Source organism: Embleya scabrispora (assembly GCF_002024165.1).
Taxonomy (GTDB): domain Bacteria; phylum Actinomycetota; class Actinomycetes; order Streptomycetales; family Streptomycetaceae; genus Embleya; species Embleya scabrispora_A.
In genome coordinates this window covers 873,968-892,473 of sequence record NZ_MWQN01000003.1, presented here as the reverse complement: position 1 = coordinate 892,473, position 18,506 = coordinate 873,968, and the positions used below count along the sequence as shown (strand labels likewise).

Genomic DNA, 18,506 nt, shown 5'->3' with positions numbered 1-18,506 from the left:
GGTGGTGTCGGTGGGAGAACCTTGGGGATGTGCGGAGATGTGCCGACGTCGCGAATTCTCTTGTCCGCCGGATTCCCGGCCGGCTAGCGTCCGCCCATGTCCATGCCCATGCTCGAGTCGGGAGAAGAAGCGGTGCTCGGGGTGGCGCGCCGGAGCGTGGCGCGGCTCGTGCTGCTCGTCGCGCTGTTGTCGGCGATCGTGGCGACGGTCGCCTCCCCCGTGGCGGCCCTGCCCGCGCGGGGCCGGCCGCCGCGCGTCGAGGTGCCGGAGCCGACGGGGTCGTCGGCGGTCGGGACGAAGTCGCTGTGGCTCGTGGACCGTTCGCGGTCCGATCCGTGGAACCCGGCGGTCTCGGCCCGGGAGTTGATGGTGTCGGTGTGGTACCCGACGGCCGGCGCGTCGCGGGCCCGGGCACCGTACATGTCGGCGGCGCTGTCCAGGGTGGTCTTCGGATCCGACGCGTTGGCCGGGGTGCGGACGCGGGCGTTCCTCGACGCGCCGCCGCGTCGCCGGTCCGCGCCGCTGGTGGTGGTGTCCCCGGGCTTCGGCGGCAGCCGTACCTCGCTGACCGCCTCCGCCGAGGAACTCGCCTCGCACGGCTACGTGGTGGCGGTGGTCGATCACACCTACGAGGCCCCGGTGGAATTTCCCGACGGCCGACTGGAGCCCTGTCGGATCTGCGTCGGCATCCCGGACGACGCACGCGTGGTGCGCACCCGGGCGGCCGACATCGGCTTCGTCATCGACCGGCTGACCGCGCCCGACGCGGGACTGTCCGTCGACGCGCGGCGGATCGGCGTGTTCGGCCACTCGATGGGCGGCGCCGCGGCGGTGGAGGCGCTGCGCACCGATCGCCGGATCGACGCCGCCGTCGATCTCGACGGCAACTTCTGGACCGAACCCCCGGCGGCGGGCATCGACCGCCCGGTACTGCTGCTCGGCGCCCAACGGGTACGGACGGGCACGCCCGACGCCAACTGGCAGGGCATGTGGGACCGGCTGACCGGCCCGAGGCGTTGGCTCGACGTGCCCGCCGGCGGGCACTACACGTTCTGCGACATGCCGTGGATCGTGGACCGCTTCGGGATCCGCGACGGAGTGCCGCCCGATGAGGCGGCCTGGCAGTACGGCACGCTCGGTGGGGATCGGGCCACCGCGATCACCCGCGCCTATGTGCGGGCCTTCCTCGACCGGCACCTGCGCGGCCGGCCGGGGAATCTGCTCGATCGACCGTCGAGGGCGTATCCGGAGATTCGCTTCGTCGGGTAGCGAGGCGACGCGGGCGATGAGTTTCGTCGCCGGCGAGGGTCTATCGGGAAAGGGGTCGGAACAGGCATCGGGGCCGGCAACGGTTTCGAGCGCGGTGTCGAGAAGGGTGCGTGACGATGTCCGGGAGCACGGTTCTGCGAGAGGGCATCGTCTTCGGCGAGTCCGCGCGATGGCACGACGGGCGGGCGTGGTTTGCCGATTGGGGCACGGGGGAGATCGTCGCGGTCGATCCGGAGGGGATCCGCGAGGTGGTCGTGCGGGTGCCGTTCCCGTCCCTGCCGATGTGTTTCGATCGGGCTCCGGACGGGCGACTGCTGATCGTCTCGTCGAGCGAGGCACGCGTGGTGACGCCGGAGGCGGACGGATCGTTCGCGACATACGCGGATCTGAGCGCGGTCGGCGGCGGCTTCAACGAGATCGTCGCGGACGGGCGGGGCAACGTGTTCGTCAACGGCGCCGACTTCGACCCCATGAGGGGGGAGGCGCCGCGCCCGGGCTTTGTCGCGGTGATCGCCGCGGACGGGTCGGTACGTCGGGTCGCGGACGGCATCGAATTCCCCAACGGCATGGCCGTGACCCCCGACGACACGACGCTGATCGTCGCCGAGTCCTACGCCAACCGCCTCACCGCCTTCGACATCGACGCCGACGGCGGCCTGTCGCGTCGCCGGGTGTGGGCCGACCTCGGCACGGGCGTCCCGGACGGGATCTGCCTCGATGCCGAGGGGGCCGTCTGGTACGCGGACGTCCCGAACAAACGTTGCGTCCGGGTCCGGGAGGGCGGGGACGTGACGGCGACGCTCGACCTGGATCGAGGCTGCTTCTCCTGCGTGCTCGACGCCGACGGGCGCACGCTGTACATCGTCGCCACCGAATGGCGCGGCATGAGCGACCCGACTGCCGGCCCCCGAACGGGCCAACTGCTCGCGGCGCCGGTGTCGACGACGACGGTGACGACTTAGAGTTACCGAATGATTTTTATCGTGGTGAAGTTCCCGGTGAAGCCCGAGCACGCCGAGGAGTGGCCGCAACACGCCGCGGCGTTCACCGAGGCCACGCGGGGTGAGCCGGGCAACCTGTGGTTCGAGTGGTCGCGCAGTCTCGACGATCCGACCACGTACGTGCTGGTCGAGGCGTTCCGGGACGACGCGGCGGCCGCGCACGTGAACTCCGACCACTTCAGGGACGCGCTGGAGCGGTTCCGGCCGCTCATTCGGCATACGCCCGAGATCGTCAGCACGGTGATCCCGGACGCGAGCGGGTGGAGTGCGATGGGCGAATTGCAGATCGACTGAGGCCGGCCGGCGCTCCGGGCCGCGCGGGGGCGCCGGACGTCCGTGGCGGACGTCCGGCGCCGGGTTCCGTCGATCGATCCGCCCGCTAGTGCAGGACCTTGAGGCCCACCACGCTGCCGACGATGCCCGCGAGCAGGAGCAGCTTGACGACGGAGAACGCCTCGCCGTCGAAGACCATCGCGTAGGTGACGGTCAGCACCGCGCCGATGCCCACCCACACCGCGTAGCCCGTGCCCACCGGCAGGTCGCGCAGTGCGTAGGCGAGGCCGCTCATGCTGGCGGTCAGGGCGACGCCGAAGACGACGGTCGGCCACAGGCGGGTGAAGCCGGCGGACTTGCCGAGGGCCGTCGCCCAGACGGCTTCCAGAACGCCGGAGACGATCAGCACGATCCAGGCCATGACGAGCACTCCCTGACACCGTCTTGTCCTGACCGGGTACGGCGTGCCTCGTCCGGGAGCCGGTTCGGGCTCCGTCGACCACTCTCGCACGCCCGCGACGGCGCACAAAACAGCCGCCGCGTCCAGTCCCGGACGCCGCCGGTGACCGGGATCACCCGATGGGCGTCGGAGCGCGCGAGACGGACCCGGGCCGGCGTCGGGCAGCGCCGGTACGGTCTGCGGCATGGACATCACTTCCGCGCAATGCCCCGAGCCGCTGCCCGGACGGGTCGGCCATGTGGCCGGAATCGAGTCGCTCGTGCTCGACGGGCACCGGCTCTGGTTCGGCTTCGACTACCAGAGCGACATGGTCGTCTCGCCGTTGATCGAGGACCCGCGGGTGATGGCGGTGTTCGCGAGCGCGCATCTGCGGCAGACCGACGGCGAGCACGACGCGGCCTACTGGGCCGAGCTGGTGGACGCGGCGGTGACGCTGTCGGGCCTGGTCCCGGACGACGCGCACCGGCAGTTCGAGACGGCCCGGCTGCGGACCGAACTCCCCGAACCCGGGAGCCACCTGCTCTACCTGTTCGACGCGGTCGCCGGGTGGGACGAGTCGCGGTCGCTGCCGGCGGAGGTGCGGGAGGCGTACGACCGGCTCGGATTCGACGAGGACGACGTCAACGACTGCGTCGACCACTGCCTGGAGGCGATCCGGGCAGGCGCGGCCGGGGCCGACGAATGGACGGTCGTGCGCTTCCATCTGTCCGCGGCGGTGCCGGGGTTCCCGGGCAACTGGGCAGCGCTCTTCGGGCCGATGGGGGAGCGCGTCGCGACGGGCGGCTGAGCGGCGCGCGTCAGCGGGGAATCAGGCGCATCGGGAGGGTGCGCGGGGTCAGCACGCTGCGCGGGACGGCGCGCACCGGTGCGGCGGAGGCCGGGCGCAGCCGCCAGCGGGCGGCGATGGAGGCCAGGGCAAGCACGCTCTCGGTGAGCGCGAACGTGTCGCCGATGCACTTGGTGGGGCCGGCGCCGAAGGGGACGAACGCGGACCGCGACCAGGCGCCGGGACCGGTGCCGTCGGCGTACTCGCGTTCGGGGCGGAAGAGTTCGGGCTCCGGGTGGAAGTCCGGGTGGCGGTGCAGGATGTACGGGCTGAACACGAGGGTGCTGCCGACGGCGAGTCGGCGGCCGGCGAGGTCGACCGCGCGGGTGGTGGTGCGGGGGAGCACCCAGGCGGGCGGGTACAGGCGCAGCGCCTCGCGCACGACCCGGCCGGTCCATTCCAGGCGGGGCAGATCGTCCGGGCCGGCGACGCGTCCGTCGAGGACGGCGTCGACCTCGGCGTGCAGGGCGCGTTCCGCGTCGGGATGGCCGGCGACCAGGTGCAGGGACCAGGCCAGCGCGGAGGAGGTGGTCTCGGCGCCGGCCAGGATCAACACCGCCACCTGGTCGTGCAGTTCGCTTTCGCCGAGGGCGCCGCCGTCGTCGTCCCGGGCGGCGAGCAGGCGGGCGAGCAGATCGCGGCCGGCAGCGCCGCCGGCCCGGCGGTCGGCGACGATGCGTGCCACGTGGGCGCGCCAGCCGGCCAGGCCGCGGCGGTAGCGGCGGCTGCTCGGGGTCGGTACCGCGTCGACGGCGGGCAGCAGGGCGCGCAGATAGACGCCCTTGAGGAACGTGTCGAGGCTGTCGCGCAGTTCGGCGATGTCGCGGTCGTCGATCCCCGAGCCGAACAGGGTGCGGACGGCCACCGTGGTGGTGAGCGCGAACATCTCGTCGACCATGTCCACGGTCGTGCCCGGCCGCCACCGGTCCAGCGCGATGCCGATCTCGTGACTCATCGCCGTCGCGTAGCCGGGCAGGTGCTCGGTGCGGAACGCCGGTTGCATCAGCAGGCGTTGGCGGCGGTGGTCGGCGTGCGGACAGGTGGCGAGGCCGTTGCCGAGGGCGGCGCGGGAGCCCTCGTAGAGCGGGCCGACGCGGTCGAAGGTGCGGCCGTCGCTCATCACCCGGCGGGCGAGTTCGGGGTGGCACAGGACGAACGCGGGGCGCGGGCCGAGGCGGATCTCGACCAGGTCCCCGTGCGCGGGCAGCGAGTCGAGGAAGCGCAGCGGCGCGCGGAGCAGGTGCGGCAGGTGCCCGGCCATGGGCCAGGCACCGGGAGCCCGACCGGCGCGGGCGACGGGCGCCGGGTCGCGGGGCGGGTGGGGGGCCGTCGGCATGGGGCACTTCCCTGGGGTTCGGCGCGGATTCGGCTTCGGCTCGTGCCGAGCGGTGTCCTACCCATTCCAGCAGCGCGGCATCGCGGATCCGGGGAGGCGTCGAGGGACGGCGGCGTGTCGGTGGGGTGCCCGCGCGGTTGCGGACCGGGTGCGGACCCGGGATCCGCGCCGCGTCCACCCGGCACGCCCCGGGGTCGGTCCCCGGGGTCGGCCGGGGTGTTCGGCGCCGGGGATGCCGCCGCGTCGCCCCCCGGCCGACCGGCTGCCCGGCCGGGTTCGGGAAATCTACCGTCGAGACATGACCAAGAAGCACACGGCATCGCACGACGGTGCCCAGCCCCTGTTCGCCCACCCCCTGCTCGGCCGGTCCACCGGTCGCCGGATCGTGGCGGGCCTCGCCCTCGCCGGCCTGTTCGTGGTCCCGCTCGCCGGCGGCGCCCGCGCCGATACCCCCGCCGCGCCGGACACCGTCGCCGCCGCCGACGCGCGCGGACGCGGCACGCTCGTGGACGCCGTGGACCTGCGCACCGTGCCCGCGGCCGAGGCCGCGCGGGCGCTCGCCGACGACGGATGGGACGCCGGCGCGGTACGCGACGACGTCGTGCTGCGCCGCCTCGTGTACCGCACCGTCGACGCACACGGGCGCCCCACCACCGCGACCGGCCTGCTCGCGCTGCCGGTTCACGGCGAGTGGCGGCTGCGCGTGGTGTCGTACGCGCACGGCACCGAGCTGTACCGCGGCGACGCGCCCTCGACCAGTGACGAGACCTGGGGCATCGCCCCGGCGCTGACCTACGCCTCGGCCGGTTTCGCGGTGACCATGCCGGACTACCTCGGCCAGGGCGAGGGGCCCGGGCCGCACCCCTGGATGGACATTCCCTCGGAAACCACCGCTTCGCTCGATCTGCTGCGTGCGGCGCGCGAGTTCGTCGGCCGGCACGGGCACACGACGGAGCGCGAGGTGTACGTCAGCGGCTTCTCGCAGGGCGCGTCAGCGGCCCTCGGGCTGGCCCGGGCGCTGCAATCCGGCGCCGATCCGTGGTTCCGGGTCGGCGCGATCGCCCCGATCGGCGGCGCGTACGACTTCGGCGGGGTTCAACTGCCCGCGCTGCTCCGCGGCAAGTTGGCCGACAAGCCGAGCGTGCTCTACAGCGCCCTGCTCCTGGTCGCCTTCAACCGCCTGCACCACATCTACGACACCCCGGCGGACGTCTTCGAGGGCCGATACGCCGACACCATCGAGGGCCTGCTCGACGGCTCGCATCGCGACGACGAGATCCTGGACGCGACCCCGGACTCCCTTGGCGAACTGCTGACCGAGCCGGGCCGGGCGCTGCTGGAGCGACCCACCGGGGCACTGGCCGCCGCGTTGCGGGAGACCGACGCGGTGTGCACCGACTGGCGGCCCCGGGTGCCGGTCCGGCTGTACGTGGCGGCCGGGGACGAGGAGGTGGCACCCGCGAACACCGCGCACTGCCGGGCGGCGATGCGGGCCAAGGGCGCGGACGTCCGGGTGACCCGGTTCGGGGCGGATGTCGACCACGGCGGCTCGAATCGGCTGGGCACGGCCGCCGCGCTTCGCTGGTTCCGGGAACTCGCCGGTCGAGCGGGGTGACCGGGCGGGCCGCCGTGGCGTGGGGGCGCGGGGTCGTTACGCCTGGCCCGTTTCGAAGCGGGTGATCAGGCCGTCCTCGACCGTGAAGCGCCAGGCGGTGCGCATCTCGCCCCAGGTGTCGTTGCGGTAGTCGACGACGAGCGCCCGTCCGCCGTCGGCCTCGGAGCGCACGCTCATGTGCCCGTTCGACGAGAAGATCTCCCGATCCACCCAGTCGTCGACGTCACGGTCGGTCCCGTCGTCGGACATGGTCGCCCCGGGCGCCATCAATGCCACGAAGGCGGCCTTGTCGTGTGCGTTCACGGCGGAGACGAAGGCTCCGACGATGGGATCCGACAGTTTCCCGGGGGCGATGGTCACGACAACCTCCTGAACGGCAAAGGCCGGTGGCGGAAGCGCCACCGACGCCCGGTACGAGTCCCCCGGCAACCGGGCCCGATAAACCCGCCGCGCCCGGCAGGGGCTCGCAGGGGCCGGCGGGGTCCGCCCGGGGAGCGGCACCGTGGGAGTGACGGGAAAGCAGTCGATCGGATGGCTCCGGGCGGTACACCGTTTCGGGCGAACCGGGCACTCGTTAACCGTCCATGACCGCACCGGCACCGCTGGACGAGGCGCTCAGCAGCCTCATCGACGCCATCGAGGACACGCTGGCCCGCCTGGATCCGCAGGCCGTGCCGGCCCCGGAACCCGTCGCCGCCCCCGGGCCCGCCCCCGATCCGTTCGCCGCCGACCACCTCGCGCCGCTCGGGCAACTGGACCCGTCCGTCGACGCGGGCGCGCTGGTCCACGCACTGCGCTACGCCCTGCATCGATCGGAGCCCGGATGATCACCGTACATCCCGGTTGATCCGAGGTGTTGCCTCTCCTCGGCGTTCCCGCGAGGGGTGGATCCCAGCCCCCTGGAGCCGCGGCGGACACCTGTCGAAAAAATCTTCGGTGAGGGTGTCATGTAACCCGCGGGTCGTGGCGTTACTCGTGCGACGCCAAAGTACGGAGGCTCCATGTCGAGAAGCATGGCTGCGGATTTCGAGGAGTTCGCGCACGCACGCAGTGGACAACTGCTGCGTACCGCGTGCCTGCTCACCGGAGACTGGCATCTCGCCGAGGACCTGGTCCAGGAGACCTTCGGAAAGTTGTTCCCGGTGTGGCGTCGGGTGCGGGTCATGGAGGCGCCCATGGCCTACGCGCACACCACGCTGGTCCGGACGTACCTGTCCGCCCGCCGCCTCCGGCGCTGGTCGGAGCGGCCCGCCGGCGACGTGCCGGACCGACAGTCACCCGACGGGGCCGACATCGAATTGCGGCTGACCCTCCTGGAGGGCCTGGACCGGCTGTCCCCAAACGATCGGGCGGTGCTGGTGCTGCGCTACTGGGAGGATTACTCGATCAAGGACACCGCCGACATCCTGCGCATCGCGCCCGGCAATGTTCCGGTCCGCGCCAAACGGGCGCTGACTCGCCTGCGGGCGCTGCTCGGGAACGAACTGCGGGATCTGGCGACGACATGCTGACCGAGCCGAACGCTTCCCCCATTCCCGGCGATCGCGATCGAAAGGACATGGTGGCCGTGATCACCGACGAGGACTTCGAGCGGTACGAGCGCGACCTGCCCGCAGCGCTGAGCTCCGCCGTCGAGGGTTTCCCCGTGCCCAGTTCCGATCTGGTGGCCCGGTCGCTCGCCCGGGGCCGGCAGCGCCGGCGGGCTCGCACCCTGCGTCGGTCGGCACTGGCGGTCGTGCTGGTGGCGGCGAGCATCGGGGGATGGGCCGCGACGTACGGCGGGTTCGGGCGTTCGTCGTCGGATTCGGCCGACCGGACCCGGTTCACCTCGGCAGCCGACGTGCGCCGGGAACTGGTGCCGTACCTGATGGAGGCGCTGCCCCGGGAGGGGTGCTGACCGACGCGGAAAGCCGTTTCGAGGCCGACGTGCCCAAGGTGCTCCGGACCGAGGCTGAGGTCTCCGGGACGTATGCCACGGCCGCGGGCAAGTCGTCGCTGATCGTGTCGATCTCCCGACCGGTGCCCGGCAGCCGTAACGAGTTGGGAAGTTATGCCTACTGCACGGGAGTTCGCCCGGACAACGAGTGCGTTCGGGTGCTCCAGCCCGGGGGCGGCGCATTGACCGCACGCAAGGCCACGAAGGAGCCCGGGAGTTCGGACGCGGAGTGGAGCGTCGTGCACACTCGGGCCGACGGGGCGATGGTCGGGGTCCGGGTCTCCGGCGCGTACGACGACGCCGGAGAGGCGGTGGGCGCGCCGACCATGAGCATCCAGCAGATCACCGACATCGCCCGCAGCCCGGTCTGGGCACCCGTGATCGCCGCCGAGCCGACGGCCGCGGAGCAGGTGCTGGGCCTGGTGCCGGCGCTCTTGCCCGGGAAGATTCAGGTGATCTCCCGCGACGGGGACTCGCGCAGCGGCGAGTTCGTCGTGCAGGCCGGGGGTGGCCGGCACCTGTTGACCGTCGGAGTCGACCCGGCTCCCCCCGGCGAGGGGCAGCGTTGCCCGACCGGCCCACTGGAGTGGACCTGCGCAGAGGTGACCCTTCCCGACGGGAATCCGGCCGTGGTCGAACTCAAGCGGAACGTGGACGGACGGGTCGTGCCCCTGAGCCTGACCGCCTACCGGCCGCACGGCCTGCGCATCCGGTTCGAGGTGGACGCGCCGGCCGCCAAGTCCACCACGACCTACGGCGAATTCGCCACGGGAGCACCGGGGTTGGAGCTGGAAGAGCTGAAGGTGATCGCCGCCTCGCCGCGCTGGGACGCCCGCTGACGCCGCACGCCGGTCGTCCCCGACCCGCGTCCTGACCACCGAACTCCCCATACGGCCCACCGCGTTGCCTCCGGCGCCGACCCGATGCCGGGGGTGGGTCCCGCGCTGCCCGAAACGGCGTGCCGCCCTCGCGATCGGCGTCGGCGGCCGTCCGTACCGCCGAACCGGCCGGCGACATCCGAAGACGCCTCGGTCCGCGACCGACGCGCCCGCATCCGACTTCCCGAGGTTGACGAGACCGCTCATGATCCTCCCCGCACCACCGAAGCACCTGCGCGGATTCCTCCCCGAGATATCGCGGTTCGCGGTGGTGGGCGGGGCCGGCTACGGCGTCGACGTCGTCCTGTTCAATGTCCTGCGCGCCTTCCTGGACGTCTCCGCCCTGCCGGCGAAGGTGATCTCGCTGAGTGTCGCCACGATGGTCGCCTACCTGGGCAACCGGCGGTGGACCTACCGCGAGCGCACCACGTCGGGCGCCGCGCACGACCCGGGTCGGCAACTGCTGCTGTTCATCGGCTGGAGCCTGGGCGGTCTGGTCATCCAGGTCGGCTGCCTGTGGGTGTCGCGGCACGTCCTGGGCTTCGACAGCCTGCTCGCGGACAACCTCTCCGGCAACGTGATCGGGATGGGCCTGGCCACGGGGTTCCGCTTCTGGGGCTACCGCACCTGGGTCTTCCGCGCGGCGACCGATACCGCTTCCGCCCCGGCGGACGTCCGTCGCGACGCGGCCCCGGGCCTGCGGTGAACGCCGCGGCCCTGGTGATCGCCCTTGTGGCCACCCTCGCCGGCTGCGGGCACCTGGCGTGCGCGAGCGGGATGCGCCGCGCGGTGGACGTCGTGCTGCTGTGGCTGCTGCTGACCACGGCCCAACTGTCCGCACTGACCCTGCTGGTCGGCGCCCTGCTGCGCCGGTTGCACGCGCTTCCCCTGTTCGTCGCCGCCCTCGTGGTCGCGGCGGCGGAGATCGCGGCGACCCGGCGGGCCCGTGTCGACGGGGAGCGCCGGCGGGGCCGGGACCTGGTCCGCGCGCTCGCCCCCCGGGCGCGGCGGTCGTGGCGGCATCCGGCGGTCGTGGTGGTGGCGGTCCTGGTGGGAGCGCAGTACTGCTGGCGGGGCGCGCTGGCCGTGTTCCTGGGTCCGCTCGACTACGACGGGCTGTGGTACCACCTGCCCGGGCCGGCGATCTGGCTCCAGCAGGGGTATGTCGGCCACACCCCACAGGTGTTGTGGGCCGACGTGTATCCGCAGGGCCAGGAACTGCTCACCGGCTTCACCGGCGCGTTCCTCGGCGACACCCGCCTGGGCTGGGCGTCCGGACTGCCCTTCCTGGCCCTGGGCGCGGTCGCCACCGCCGGGATCGCCCGCACCGCCGGTGCCCGACGCGCACACGCGACGCTCGCCGGGCTCGGGATCCTCGCCGTCCCGGCCGTGTTCGTGCAGGCGTCGACCACCTACGTCGACTTCGGTACGACGGCCACCGCCCTCGCCGCGCTGCACCTGACGCTCGGCCTGCGCTCGACGGTGGCGGCGGCGACCACGCGCGGCGTGGACCCGCTGCGGGCGCTGCGCCGCCAGGTGTCGTGGATCGGGATCGCGCTCGGGGTGGCGGTCGGGGTCAAGTCGTCGAACCTGTTGACCGCCGCGATGGTCGGCGTCCTGGTGGTGGTGCGGACCGGGTACGTGCTCGCCGACGTGCGCCGGGCCGCGCCGCCGCGCGGTCGCGGCGCCGGGCCGCGCGCGGATGCCGCCGCACTGGTGCGGGTGGCCCTGTCCAATGTGGCACTGCTCGGCCTGTTCATGTCGGCGCTGGGCGGCTACTGGTATCTGCGCACCTGGGTTCGCTACGGCAACCCGTTCTATCCGTTCAGCATGTTCGGTTTCCCGGGCAGGGGCACCGTCGACGAGTTGATCATCCGGACCACCGTCTCGCCGCTGGTGATCGGGGAGGGGAAGGTGCGGGCCACGTGGCACTCGTGGCTGTTGGATCGGGAGCGGTTCGCCTATACCTACGACCAGCAGCCGGGCGGGTTCGGGTTGCAGTGGATCTACCTGCTGCTGCCGGTCCTGGTGGGAGGCCTGGTGTTGTTTGGGGTTCGGCGGCGCTTCGACCTGCTGTGGGGGCTGGTGCTTCCGGTGATCGTGTGGGGGATCGCGTCGCCGGCGCCGTGGTGGGCGCGCTACCAGATGATCGTGCCGGCCCTGGGTTGTGTGGGGCTGGCGGTGGTGCTGACCGCGCTCGCGGAACGCTCCGACCGGGTGCGCGGGGGCGGGTGGCGGTGCCGATGGCACTGCGGCGGGTGGTGGCGGGGCTGCTCGCGGCGGTGTTCGTGGGGACCACGGCGGTGTCCATGTGGTGGGCGACGCAGCCGACCAACACCTGGACGGGGGACCGCTTCGGGGCGCATCGGGCGAATGTGCGGGAGGCGGTGGAGCTGATGCGGGATCCGGACCGGGACCGGCGGATCCTGCCCACGGCCGCCTACGCCGGGCTCGACCGGGTGCCCGACGGCCGCACGATCGCCTTCACGGACTTCACCCGGGCGGACTTCCTGCACCTGATCATGGGCGAGCACGGACAGCGGCGGATCACCAATCTGGGCGAGCCCCACGACGTCGCGGACTTCACCCGCCGGTTGCGGGCCTCCGGCGCGCAGTACCTGCTGCTCGGTGTCGGCAACGCGGACCGGGACCTGCTGCTCGCCGTGCTCGGCGACCGCGGCCACTATCGGCCGGTGGTGCGCGGGAACGGCGGGATCGGTTGGTTCGGCGGCGGGTTCGGCGGGGCGGAACTGTTCGAGGTCGGCGACTTCACCCGGGAGCTGTGCGCGAACCGGGAGCCCGTCCTGGCGGTGACCGCACGGGACGCGGGCACGGCGGCGGTGGTGCTGCGGGACGCGTGCGGGGCGCCGCTGTTCGAGGTGGACGTGGTCCTGCTCGGCGCCGACGGGGAGGTCGCGCGGGCACTGACGGGAGCGCGGGGCGAGGCGGTGCTGCGGGTTCCGGACCGGGTGGTCGGGCAGCCGGTGCGGGTGCGGTTCGCGGGCGACGGGTACTACGGCCCGGCGGAGGTGACGGCCGGCGGTTGAGCCCGAACGGGCCGGGTGCGCCCGCCGGTTCGGGCGCCCCGGTCGGTCGCGGCGACGCGGGGCACCCGGTGCGGGTTCGGGTGGGTCCTGGGTGCCGGGTGCCGGGTGCGGGCGTCGGGTTCAGGCGAGGGCGTTCGCGGCGAGCCATTCGTGCGCGAGTACGGCCCAGACCTCGGTGTTCTGCCTTTCGCCGCGGTAGAGGTAGTTCTGCCGGAGCACGCCCTCGCGGGTCATGCCGAGTCGTTTGGCCACGTTGATGCTCGGCGTGTTGAGGTCGGACACCTGCCACTCCACCCGATGGATCCCGCGCTCGCGGATCGCCCAGTCGATGATCACCCGGGATCCGCGCGTGGCCAGCCCGTGCCCGGCGGCGGCCGGCTCCAGCCAGCAACCGGCCTCGCAGGTGCCGGCGGTCGCGTCGAAGGTCCGGAAGAGCACGCCGCCGACGAGGAGCCCGTCCAGCCAGATGCCGTACAGCCGGCCGGTGTCCGTGACGGCCTTGTCGGCGTACGACTGGAGCCACGCTCGCGCGCCGGCTAGGTCGGTGGTGGCATCGGCCAGGCCGATGTGCCGACCGACGAACTCCCGGCCGCGATCCATGTGAGCCAGGAACTCCTCGGCCCGCCAAGGCTCCAGCGGGCGCAGTTCGGCACCCTCGCCCAGCGATATCGCGAACATCGTCGTCCTCCACGGTGGCCGTTCTCGATCACCGTGATCTTCGCACGAGGCCGCGGCCCGCCGCTCACCCCCGACTCGCCGCCTCGTACACCACCCGCCCGTCCACCACCGTCAGTTCGACCGGGACCTGCGGCAGCGCCTCGACCTCGACCCGCAGCGGATCGGCGGCGAGGACGCACAGGTCGGCGACCTTGCCCGGTTCCAACGAGCCCTTCCACGACTCGGCGCCGTCCTGGCGGGCGGGGGTGACCGTGTACGCCCGCAACGCCTCGCGCACGGCGAGGCGTTGGTCGGCGCCGCACACCGAGCCGTCGACGCCGGCGCGGGTCACCGCCGCGACCACCCCGCGGCGCCAGTCCGGGGTCAGCACGGGGGAGTCCGAGCTGAGGCAGACGTCGACGCCCGCGTCGAGCGCGTCGCGGGTCGGACACATCCGGGCCAGGGTGTGCGCGCCGAGCGTGTCGTGCAGCAGGTGTCGGGTGGCCACCGCGATGCCGGGCTGCGTGTTCAGGCCGATGCCGGCCGCGGCCATCTCGGCGAGCGTGGCCGGCGGCAGCAGGTCGCCGTGGATGAGGTAGTGCCGGGCCGCCCGGGGGTCGTCGGCCTGCGCCGCGCCGAGGGCGGCGACCACGGCGGCAGAGGTGCGGTCGCCGGTGGAGTGCACGCCGATCTGGTGCCCGGCGGCATGCGCCGCGCGGATCATCCCGGTCAGCCGGTGCAGCCGCTGCTCGGCCGAGTCGCCGTCGATCAGCAGGCCGCCGTGCGTACCGTCGGGGTAGGGCTCGCACACCCAGGCGCTGCGCATCGGCGGGATGCCGTCCGCGAAGATCTTCACGCCGGCCACCCGGAACCAGCCCGGCACCTCGGCGGGGGCGGCGAACTCGCGCAGTCCGACGGTGAACGCGTCGGCCGAGCCGGGGCCGTCCAGCTCGCCGAACAGGAGCAACGCGGTGACCCGGGCGGCGAGTTCGCCCTCGGCCGCCAGTTGCGCGTAGTCGGCGAGCGCGGCGGAGCCGAAACAGCCCGTTTCGCCGCCGTCCTCGCCCGGGCCCAGGCCGGGTTCGGTGTAGCTGGTGACGCCGAGCGAGGCCAGCAGGTCGCGGGTGCGCAGGATGGCGGCCCGGCGGTCGGCCGAGGTGCGCAGCGCGGGCGCGGCCGGCGGCGGGGCGTCGGATGCGCCGGCGGTGAGCGCGTCCATCAGCAGGTGCGGCCACATCGCGCCGAGCCAGACCCCGTGCAGGTGCGAGTCGTTGATGCCGGGCAACACCGCGCGCCCGCGCAGCGGGATCTCCCGGGTGGCCGGTCCGATCAGCGGGGCGACCTCGTCGTCGTGGCCGACCCGGACGATACGACCGGCCCGCACCGCGATCGCCTGCGCGAGGTGGTCGCCCTCGTCGAAGACGTGCACCCGTCCGCCGGTCAGGACCAGGTCGGCGGGCGCGTCGCCGGCGGGGGCGGCCGAGCGGCGGGCGTTCCACGATTCGCGGTTGCGCACCTTAATTCCTCCTGGGATCTGGACAGGCCCTGCGAGAGCCCATACCGTACACGCAATCAGATACGATTTGCGAGTCGATTGGGAGGCATACGGTGCCCTTGCATCCGGAAGCCCAGCAGATCATCGAGCGCACTCGGATCGGCGAATCCGGCCCCGCCCCCCTCGCCCTGGACGCACAGGCCATGCGTGAGGGCTTCGCGCAGACCTGGACCATGCCGGCCGACCTGCCGGCGGTCGGCGCCGTCGAGGACACCACGATCCCCGGGCCCGGCGGCGACATCCCGGTCCGGATCTACATCCCCGAGGGGGCCGGCCCCTTCCCCGCGCTCGTCTGGTTCCACGGCGGCGGCTGGACCATCGGCTGTCTGGACGAGAACGAGTACGCCTGCCGCACCGTGTGCGCCGGCGCCGAGACGGTGGTGGTCTCGGTCGACTACCGGCTCGCCCCGGAGAACCCCTACCCGGCCGCCGCCGAGGACTGCTACGCCGTGGTCCGCGCGCTGCACGAGGACGGCGCGCGCCGATCCGTGGACGGCGACCGGATCGCGGTCGGCGGGGAGAGCGCCGGCGGCAACCTGGCCGCGGTGGTCGCGCTGATGAGCCGGGACCTGGCCGGCCCGCCGATCGCGCTCCAGGTGCTGGTCTCGCCCGTGGTCGGCCATCCCGACGACGGGCGGCCCTCCTACCGGGACTTCGCCGACGGCTACTTCCTGTCCAAGGCGAGCATGGACTGGTTCTTCACCCAGTACCCGCGCGACGCCGCCGACCTGACCGACCCGTACCTGCTGCCGCTGCGCGCCGACGACCTTTCCGGCCTGCCGCCGGCGCTGGTGCTCGGCGCCGAATACGACGTGCTCCGCGACGAGGGCGAGGAGTACGCGCGGGCCCTGGGCGCGGCCGGCACCCCGGTCGAGGTGGTGCGCTTCGACGGGCTCATCCACGGCTTCTTCGGCCTGCTCGCCACCGACCTCACCGACGCACGGCGCGCACACGACCTGGTGATCCGCGCGCTGCGCGACACATTCGACGGGAGAGCGCGGTGAGTACCGAGAGCCCGGCCGGCGCGGCACCGGTGTTGCGGCTGCGCGAGGTGGACATCGACCGGGACGAGATCCCCGTGGTGCGCGGGGTCTCGCTGGACGTGGCCCCCGGCGCGGTCACCGTGCTCCTGGGCGCCAACGGCGCGGGCAAGACCACCCTCATGGACGGCATCGCCGGTCTGGTGCGCACCACCGCCGGCACCATCGAACTCGCCGGCCGCCCGATGCAGAAGTTGCCCGTGTACAAACGCGCCCGGGCCGGCGTCGGCTACGTCGAACAGGCCCGCACCACCTTCCGCACCCTCACCGTCGAACAAAACCTCCTGGTCGCCCGGGCCGGCGCCGGCGATCCGGAACAGGTCTACCGGCTCTTCCCCGAACTGGCCCGCCGGCGCACCCTCCAGGCCGGCCACCTCTCCGGCGGCGAACAGCAGATGCTCGTGCTCGGCCGCGCCCTGGTCACCGACCCCAAGGTGGTCCTGGTCGACGAGATGTCGCTCGGCCTGGCCCCGCTGATCGTGCGCCGGCTGATGCGCGTGGTCGGCGAACTCGCCGCAGCCGGCCTGGCCGTACTGCTCATCGAACAGTTCGCCAACCTCGCCCTCGACGTCGGCACCCACGCCTACGTGCTGCGCAAGGGCCGCATCGTGCACGACGGACCCTGCGCCGACCTGCGCGGCCGGCACGAGCTGCTGCACGAGTACTACTTCGGCTCGACCACTCCCGACCCGGCCGAGCCGGCGTCCGCCACCCCCGACCCACACCCGCTCGACACCCCGATCGGTGGTGGCACCCGATGAAGTCCCGGGCCGCGAAGACCCTTTCGGACCTGATCGACCCGCGCCGCGCGGCGATCGGCGTCGCACTGGCCGCGGTCGCCTGCGTCGCCGTTCCCGCGATCCTGTCGCCCTACTGGCTCTACCTCGCCATCACCAGCGTGATCGGCGCCGTCGTCATGCAGAGCTACGGCGTGATCGTCGGCCGCGCCGGCGTGATGTCCCTGTGCCAACTCTCCTTCGCCGCGATCGGCGCCTGGGTGGTGATGCGGCTCAACCTCGCCGACGCCCCCGGCGGCCTGATCGTGTGGGTGGTCCTCGGCGGCCTCGCCGCCGCCCCGGTCGGCATGCTGATCGGCCTGCCCGCACTGCGGGTACGCGGGGTCAACCTCGCGGTGATCACCTTCGGCGCCGCGGTGTCCACCGACATCGTGCTGGGCGCCAAGCAGTTCCCCGGCACCGAGGAACTGAAGACGGTGGCCCGACCCGCCGCCTTCAGCACCAACGCGAACTACTTCGTGCTCGTGGTGATCGTCTTCACCGTGATCGCGCTCGCCCTCGCCGCCCTCGACAAGACCCGACTGGGCCGGTCCTGGCTGGAGTTGCGCCACTCGGAACGCATGGCCGCCTCGCACGGCATCTCGGTGGCCCGCAGCAAACTCGCCGCGTTCGCGATCAGCGCCTTCGTCGCCGGGGTCGGCGGCGGCCTGATGGCCGGTCAACTCGGCCTGGTGGTGGCCGGCAACTTCGCCATGGGCCAATCCGTCACCCTGTTCGCCATCGCCATCCTCATCGGCCCACACCACCCCGAAGGCGCCCTGATGAGCGGGGTGTTCGGCGCCGCGATGGCCACCATCCTGGAGAAGGTCCGACTGCCCCAGGACCTCGGCGGCATCGTCTTCGGCATCGTGCCGATCTTCGCGCTGCGCAGCGGGATGAGCCAGACCGACTTCACCCGCAACCGCAAACGCCTGGCCAAGGCCCGCAAACAACGCGACGCCGCCCCGGCCGCCGACCGGGAACGGGCCGACGCGGGCCCGCCCGCGGAGCGCACCGTCGGCGCCCCGGCCCGGCCCATCGGCACCGGGCCCGCCCTCGAGGTCACCGGCCTGACCGTGCGATACGGCCCGGTCACCGCCCTCGACGCGGTCGACCTCACCGTCCCCGCCGGCGCCGTGGTCGGCCTGATCGGCCCCAACGGCGCGGGCAAGTCCACCTTCATCTCCGCCGTCGGCGGCTTCCTCGGCACCCTCCCCGGCACGGTTCGCCTCGACGGCGTACCGATCGACCGGCTCGCCCCGCAGGTGCGCGCCGCACGCGGCCTGCGCCGCACGTTCCAGACCACGCTGATCGCACCCGAACTCACCCAGTACGAATACCTCGACATCGGCGCCGGCCGCCGCCTGGAACGGGCCGAGGCGGACGAACTGCTCGAATTCTTCGGCTGTCCCGTCGGCGACCTGCCCGTCTCGATCGTCGACGCCGGTACCCGGCGCCTGCTCGACGTCGCCGCCGCCATCGCCGCCCGACCGGCGGTGGCCCTGCTCGACGAGCCCGCCGCCGGCCAGTCCGCCGCCGAATCGCGGCGCCTGGCCGAACGATTGGCCCGAGTACCCGAACGCTACGGCGTGTCCGTCCTGTTGGTCGAACACGACATGGAACTGGTACGGGTCGCGTGCCGCGAAGTCACCGTCCTGGACTTCGGCCACGTGATCGCCACCGGACCCACCGAACAGGTCCTGCGCGATCCGGCGGTCACCGCCGCCTACCTCGGCAGCTCCGACACCGCCGACGGCGCGGCCTCCGCGACCGCGCTCGTCACCCCGACCGGCTGAACCCCGACCGTCCTCCGGGGGCGGCGCCCGCTCGCGCCGCC

The 18,506-nt window shown here is 73.1% G+C and carries 20 protein-coding genes and 1 riboswitch; of the genes, 15 read left to right on the top strand and 5 right to left on the bottom strand.

What is annotated here, in order from left to right; translation table 11 throughout:
• Positions 1 to 96 precede the first annotated feature (96 nt).
• The 3 genes from B4N89_RS39520 (at position 97) to B4N89_RS39510 (ending at position 2,564) form a co-directional block, all read left to right on the top strand.
• On the top strand, positions 97 to 1,269 hold the full coding sequence (locus tag B4N89_RS39520; protein ID WP_235619227.1) for an alpha/beta hydrolase family protein: 1,173 nt from the start codon (positions 97 to 99) through the stop codon (positions 1,267 to 1,269).
• A gap of 116 nt (positions 1,270 to 1,385) precedes the next feature.
• Positions 1,386 to 2,231 (top strand): SMP-30/gluconolactonase/LRE family protein, encoded by an 846-nt coding sequence (locus tag B4N89_RS39515; protein WP_078981356.1) that lies wholly within the window; start codon positions 1,386 to 1,388, stop codon positions 2,229 to 2,231.
• A gap of 9 nt (positions 2,232 to 2,240) precedes the next feature.
• Positions 2,241 to 2,564: a putative quinol monooxygenase gene (locus B4N89_RS39510; RefSeq protein WP_078981355.1), complete on the top strand. Its 324-nt coding sequence runs from the start codon at positions 2,241 to 2,243 to the stop codon at positions 2,562 to 2,564.
• A gap of 85 nt (positions 2,565 to 2,649) precedes the next feature.
• Here the strand turns inward: B4N89_RS39510 and B4N89_RS39505 are convergent, their stop codons facing one another.
• Positions 2,650 to 2,964, bottom strand: coding sequence for a DMT family transporter (locus tag B4N89_RS39505; protein WP_078981618.1), 315 nt, complete (start codon positions 2,962 to 2,964; stop codon positions 2,650 to 2,652).
• Positions 2,965 to 2,976: 12 nt separating this feature from the next.
• Positions 2,977 to 3,039: riboswitch (guanidine-III (ykkC-III) riboswitch) on the bottom strand.
• 148 nt (positions 3,040 to 3,187) lie between these two features.
• Between B4N89_RS39505 and B4N89_RS39500 the strand changes: the two genes are divergently transcribed.
• Positions 3,188 to 3,790, top strand: a complete 603-nt coding sequence (locus tag B4N89_RS39500) for a hypothetical protein (RefSeq protein ID WP_078981354.1) — start codon at positions 3,188 to 3,190, stop codon at positions 3,788 to 3,790.
• Between the two features lie 10 nt (positions 3,791 to 3,800).
• Here B4N89_RS39500 and B4N89_RS39495 read toward each other — a convergent pair whose 3' ends face one another.
• On the bottom strand, positions 3,801 to 5,165 hold the full coding sequence (locus B4N89_RS39495; protein ID WP_078981353.1) for a cytochrome P450: 1,365 nt from the start codon (positions 5,163 to 5,165) through the stop codon (positions 3,801 to 3,803).
• 298 nt (positions 5,166 to 5,463) lie between these two features.
• Between B4N89_RS39495 and B4N89_RS39490 the strand changes: the two genes are divergently transcribed.
• Entirely contained in the window at positions 5,464 to 6,780 is a 1,317-nt protein-coding gene (locus B4N89_RS39490; protein ID WP_078981352.1) for an alpha/beta hydrolase family protein, read from the top strand.
• A 36-nt stretch (positions 6,781 to 6,816) separates the two neighbouring features.
• Here the strand turns inward: B4N89_RS39490 and B4N89_RS39485 are convergent, their stop codons facing one another.
• Positions 6,817 to 7,140, bottom strand: a complete 324-nt coding sequence (locus B4N89_RS39485) for a hypothetical protein (RefSeq protein WP_078981351.1) — start codon at positions 7,138 to 7,140, stop codon at positions 6,817 to 6,819.
• 224 nt (positions 7,141 to 7,364) lie between these two features.
• Between B4N89_RS39485 and B4N89_RS39480 the strand changes: the two genes are divergently transcribed.
• The 7 genes from B4N89_RS39480 (at position 7,365) to B4N89_RS50290 (ending at position 12,641) form a co-directional block, all read left to right on the top strand.
• The gene (locus B4N89_RS39480; protein ID WP_078981350.1) at positions 7,365 to 7,607 is read left to right on the top strand and encodes a hypothetical protein; all 243 of its coding nucleotides are present in this window, start codon (positions 7,365 to 7,367) and stop codon (positions 7,605 to 7,607) included.
• Positions 7,608 to 7,781: 174 nt separating this feature from the next.
• Positions 7,782 to 8,291, top strand: a complete 510-nt coding sequence (locus B4N89_RS39475; protein ID WP_078981349.1) for a SigE family RNA polymerase sigma factor — start codon at positions 7,782 to 7,784, stop codon at positions 8,289 to 8,291.
• 56 nt (positions 8,292 to 8,347) lie between these two features.
• On the top strand, positions 8,348 to 8,677 hold the full coding sequence (locus B4N89_RS39470) for a hypothetical protein (protein WP_143658242.1): 330 nt from the start codon (positions 8,348 to 8,350) through the stop codon (positions 8,675 to 8,677).
• Complete coding sequence (locus B4N89_RS39465) at positions 8,671 to 9,555, top strand: hypothetical protein (RefSeq protein WP_078981347.1); 885 nt, start codon at positions 8,671 to 8,673, stop codon at positions 9,553 to 9,555. Before B4N89_RS39470 ends, B4N89_RS39465 begins: the two co-directional genes overlap by 7 nt.
• 244 nt (positions 9,556 to 9,799) lie before the next feature.
• Positions 9,800 to 10,300 (top strand): GtrA family protein, encoded by a 501-nt coding sequence (locus tag B4N89_RS39460; RefSeq protein WP_078981346.1) that lies wholly within the window; start codon positions 9,800 to 9,802, stop codon positions 10,298 to 10,300.
• Positions 10,297 to 11,991, top strand: a complete 1,695-nt coding sequence (locus tag B4N89_RS39455; protein WP_078981345.1) for a hypothetical protein — start codon at positions 10,297 to 10,299, stop codon at positions 11,989 to 11,991. The genes B4N89_RS39460 and B4N89_RS39455 overlap by 4 nt, the downstream gene beginning before the upstream one ends.
• Positions 11,991 to 12,641, top strand: a complete 651-nt coding sequence (locus B4N89_RS50290; RefSeq protein ID WP_161500969.1) for a hypothetical protein — start codon at positions 11,991 to 11,993, stop codon at positions 12,639 to 12,641. Before B4N89_RS39455 ends, B4N89_RS50290 begins: the two co-directional genes overlap by 1 nt.
• A gap of 120 nt (positions 12,642 to 12,761) precedes the next feature.
• Here B4N89_RS50290 and B4N89_RS39445 read toward each other — a convergent pair whose 3' ends face one another.
• Together B4N89_RS39445 and B4N89_RS39440 are read right to left on the bottom strand one after the other, a co-directional pair.
• Positions 12,762 to 13,319: a GNAT family N-acetyltransferase gene (locus B4N89_RS39445; RefSeq protein WP_078981343.1), complete on the bottom strand. Its 558-nt coding sequence runs from the start codon at positions 13,317 to 13,319 to the stop codon at positions 12,762 to 12,764.
• 64 nt (positions 13,320 to 13,383) lie between these two features.
• Positions 13,384 to 14,814, bottom strand: a complete 1,431-nt coding sequence (locus tag B4N89_RS39440; protein WP_078981342.1) for an amidohydrolase — start codon at positions 14,812 to 14,814, stop codon at positions 13,384 to 13,386.
• 92 nt (positions 14,815 to 14,906) lie between these two features.
• Between B4N89_RS39440 and B4N89_RS39435 the strand changes: the two genes are divergently transcribed.
• Genes B4N89_RS39435 through B4N89_RS39425 form a run of 3 tightly spaced genes read left to right on the top strand, consistent with a single transcriptional unit; the run spans position 14,907 to position 18,465 of the window.
• The gene (locus tag B4N89_RS39435) at positions 14,907 to 15,857 is read left to right on the top strand and encodes an alpha/beta hydrolase (protein WP_078981341.1); all 951 of its coding nucleotides are present in this window, start codon (positions 14,907 to 14,909) and stop codon (positions 15,855 to 15,857) included.
• Positions 15,854 to 16,654, top strand: a complete 801-nt coding sequence (locus B4N89_RS39430) for an ABC transporter ATP-binding protein (RefSeq protein WP_201261119.1) — start codon at positions 15,854 to 15,856, stop codon at positions 16,652 to 16,654. Before B4N89_RS39435 ends, B4N89_RS39430 begins: the two co-directional genes overlap by 4 nt.
• On the top strand, positions 16,651 to 18,465 hold the full coding sequence (locus B4N89_RS39425) for an ABC transporter permease subunit (protein ID WP_078981340.1): 1,815 nt from the start codon (positions 16,651 to 16,653) through the stop codon (positions 18,463 to 18,465). Before B4N89_RS39430 ends, B4N89_RS39425 begins: the two co-directional genes overlap by 4 nt.
• Positions 18,466 to 18,506 lie beyond the last annotated feature (41 nt).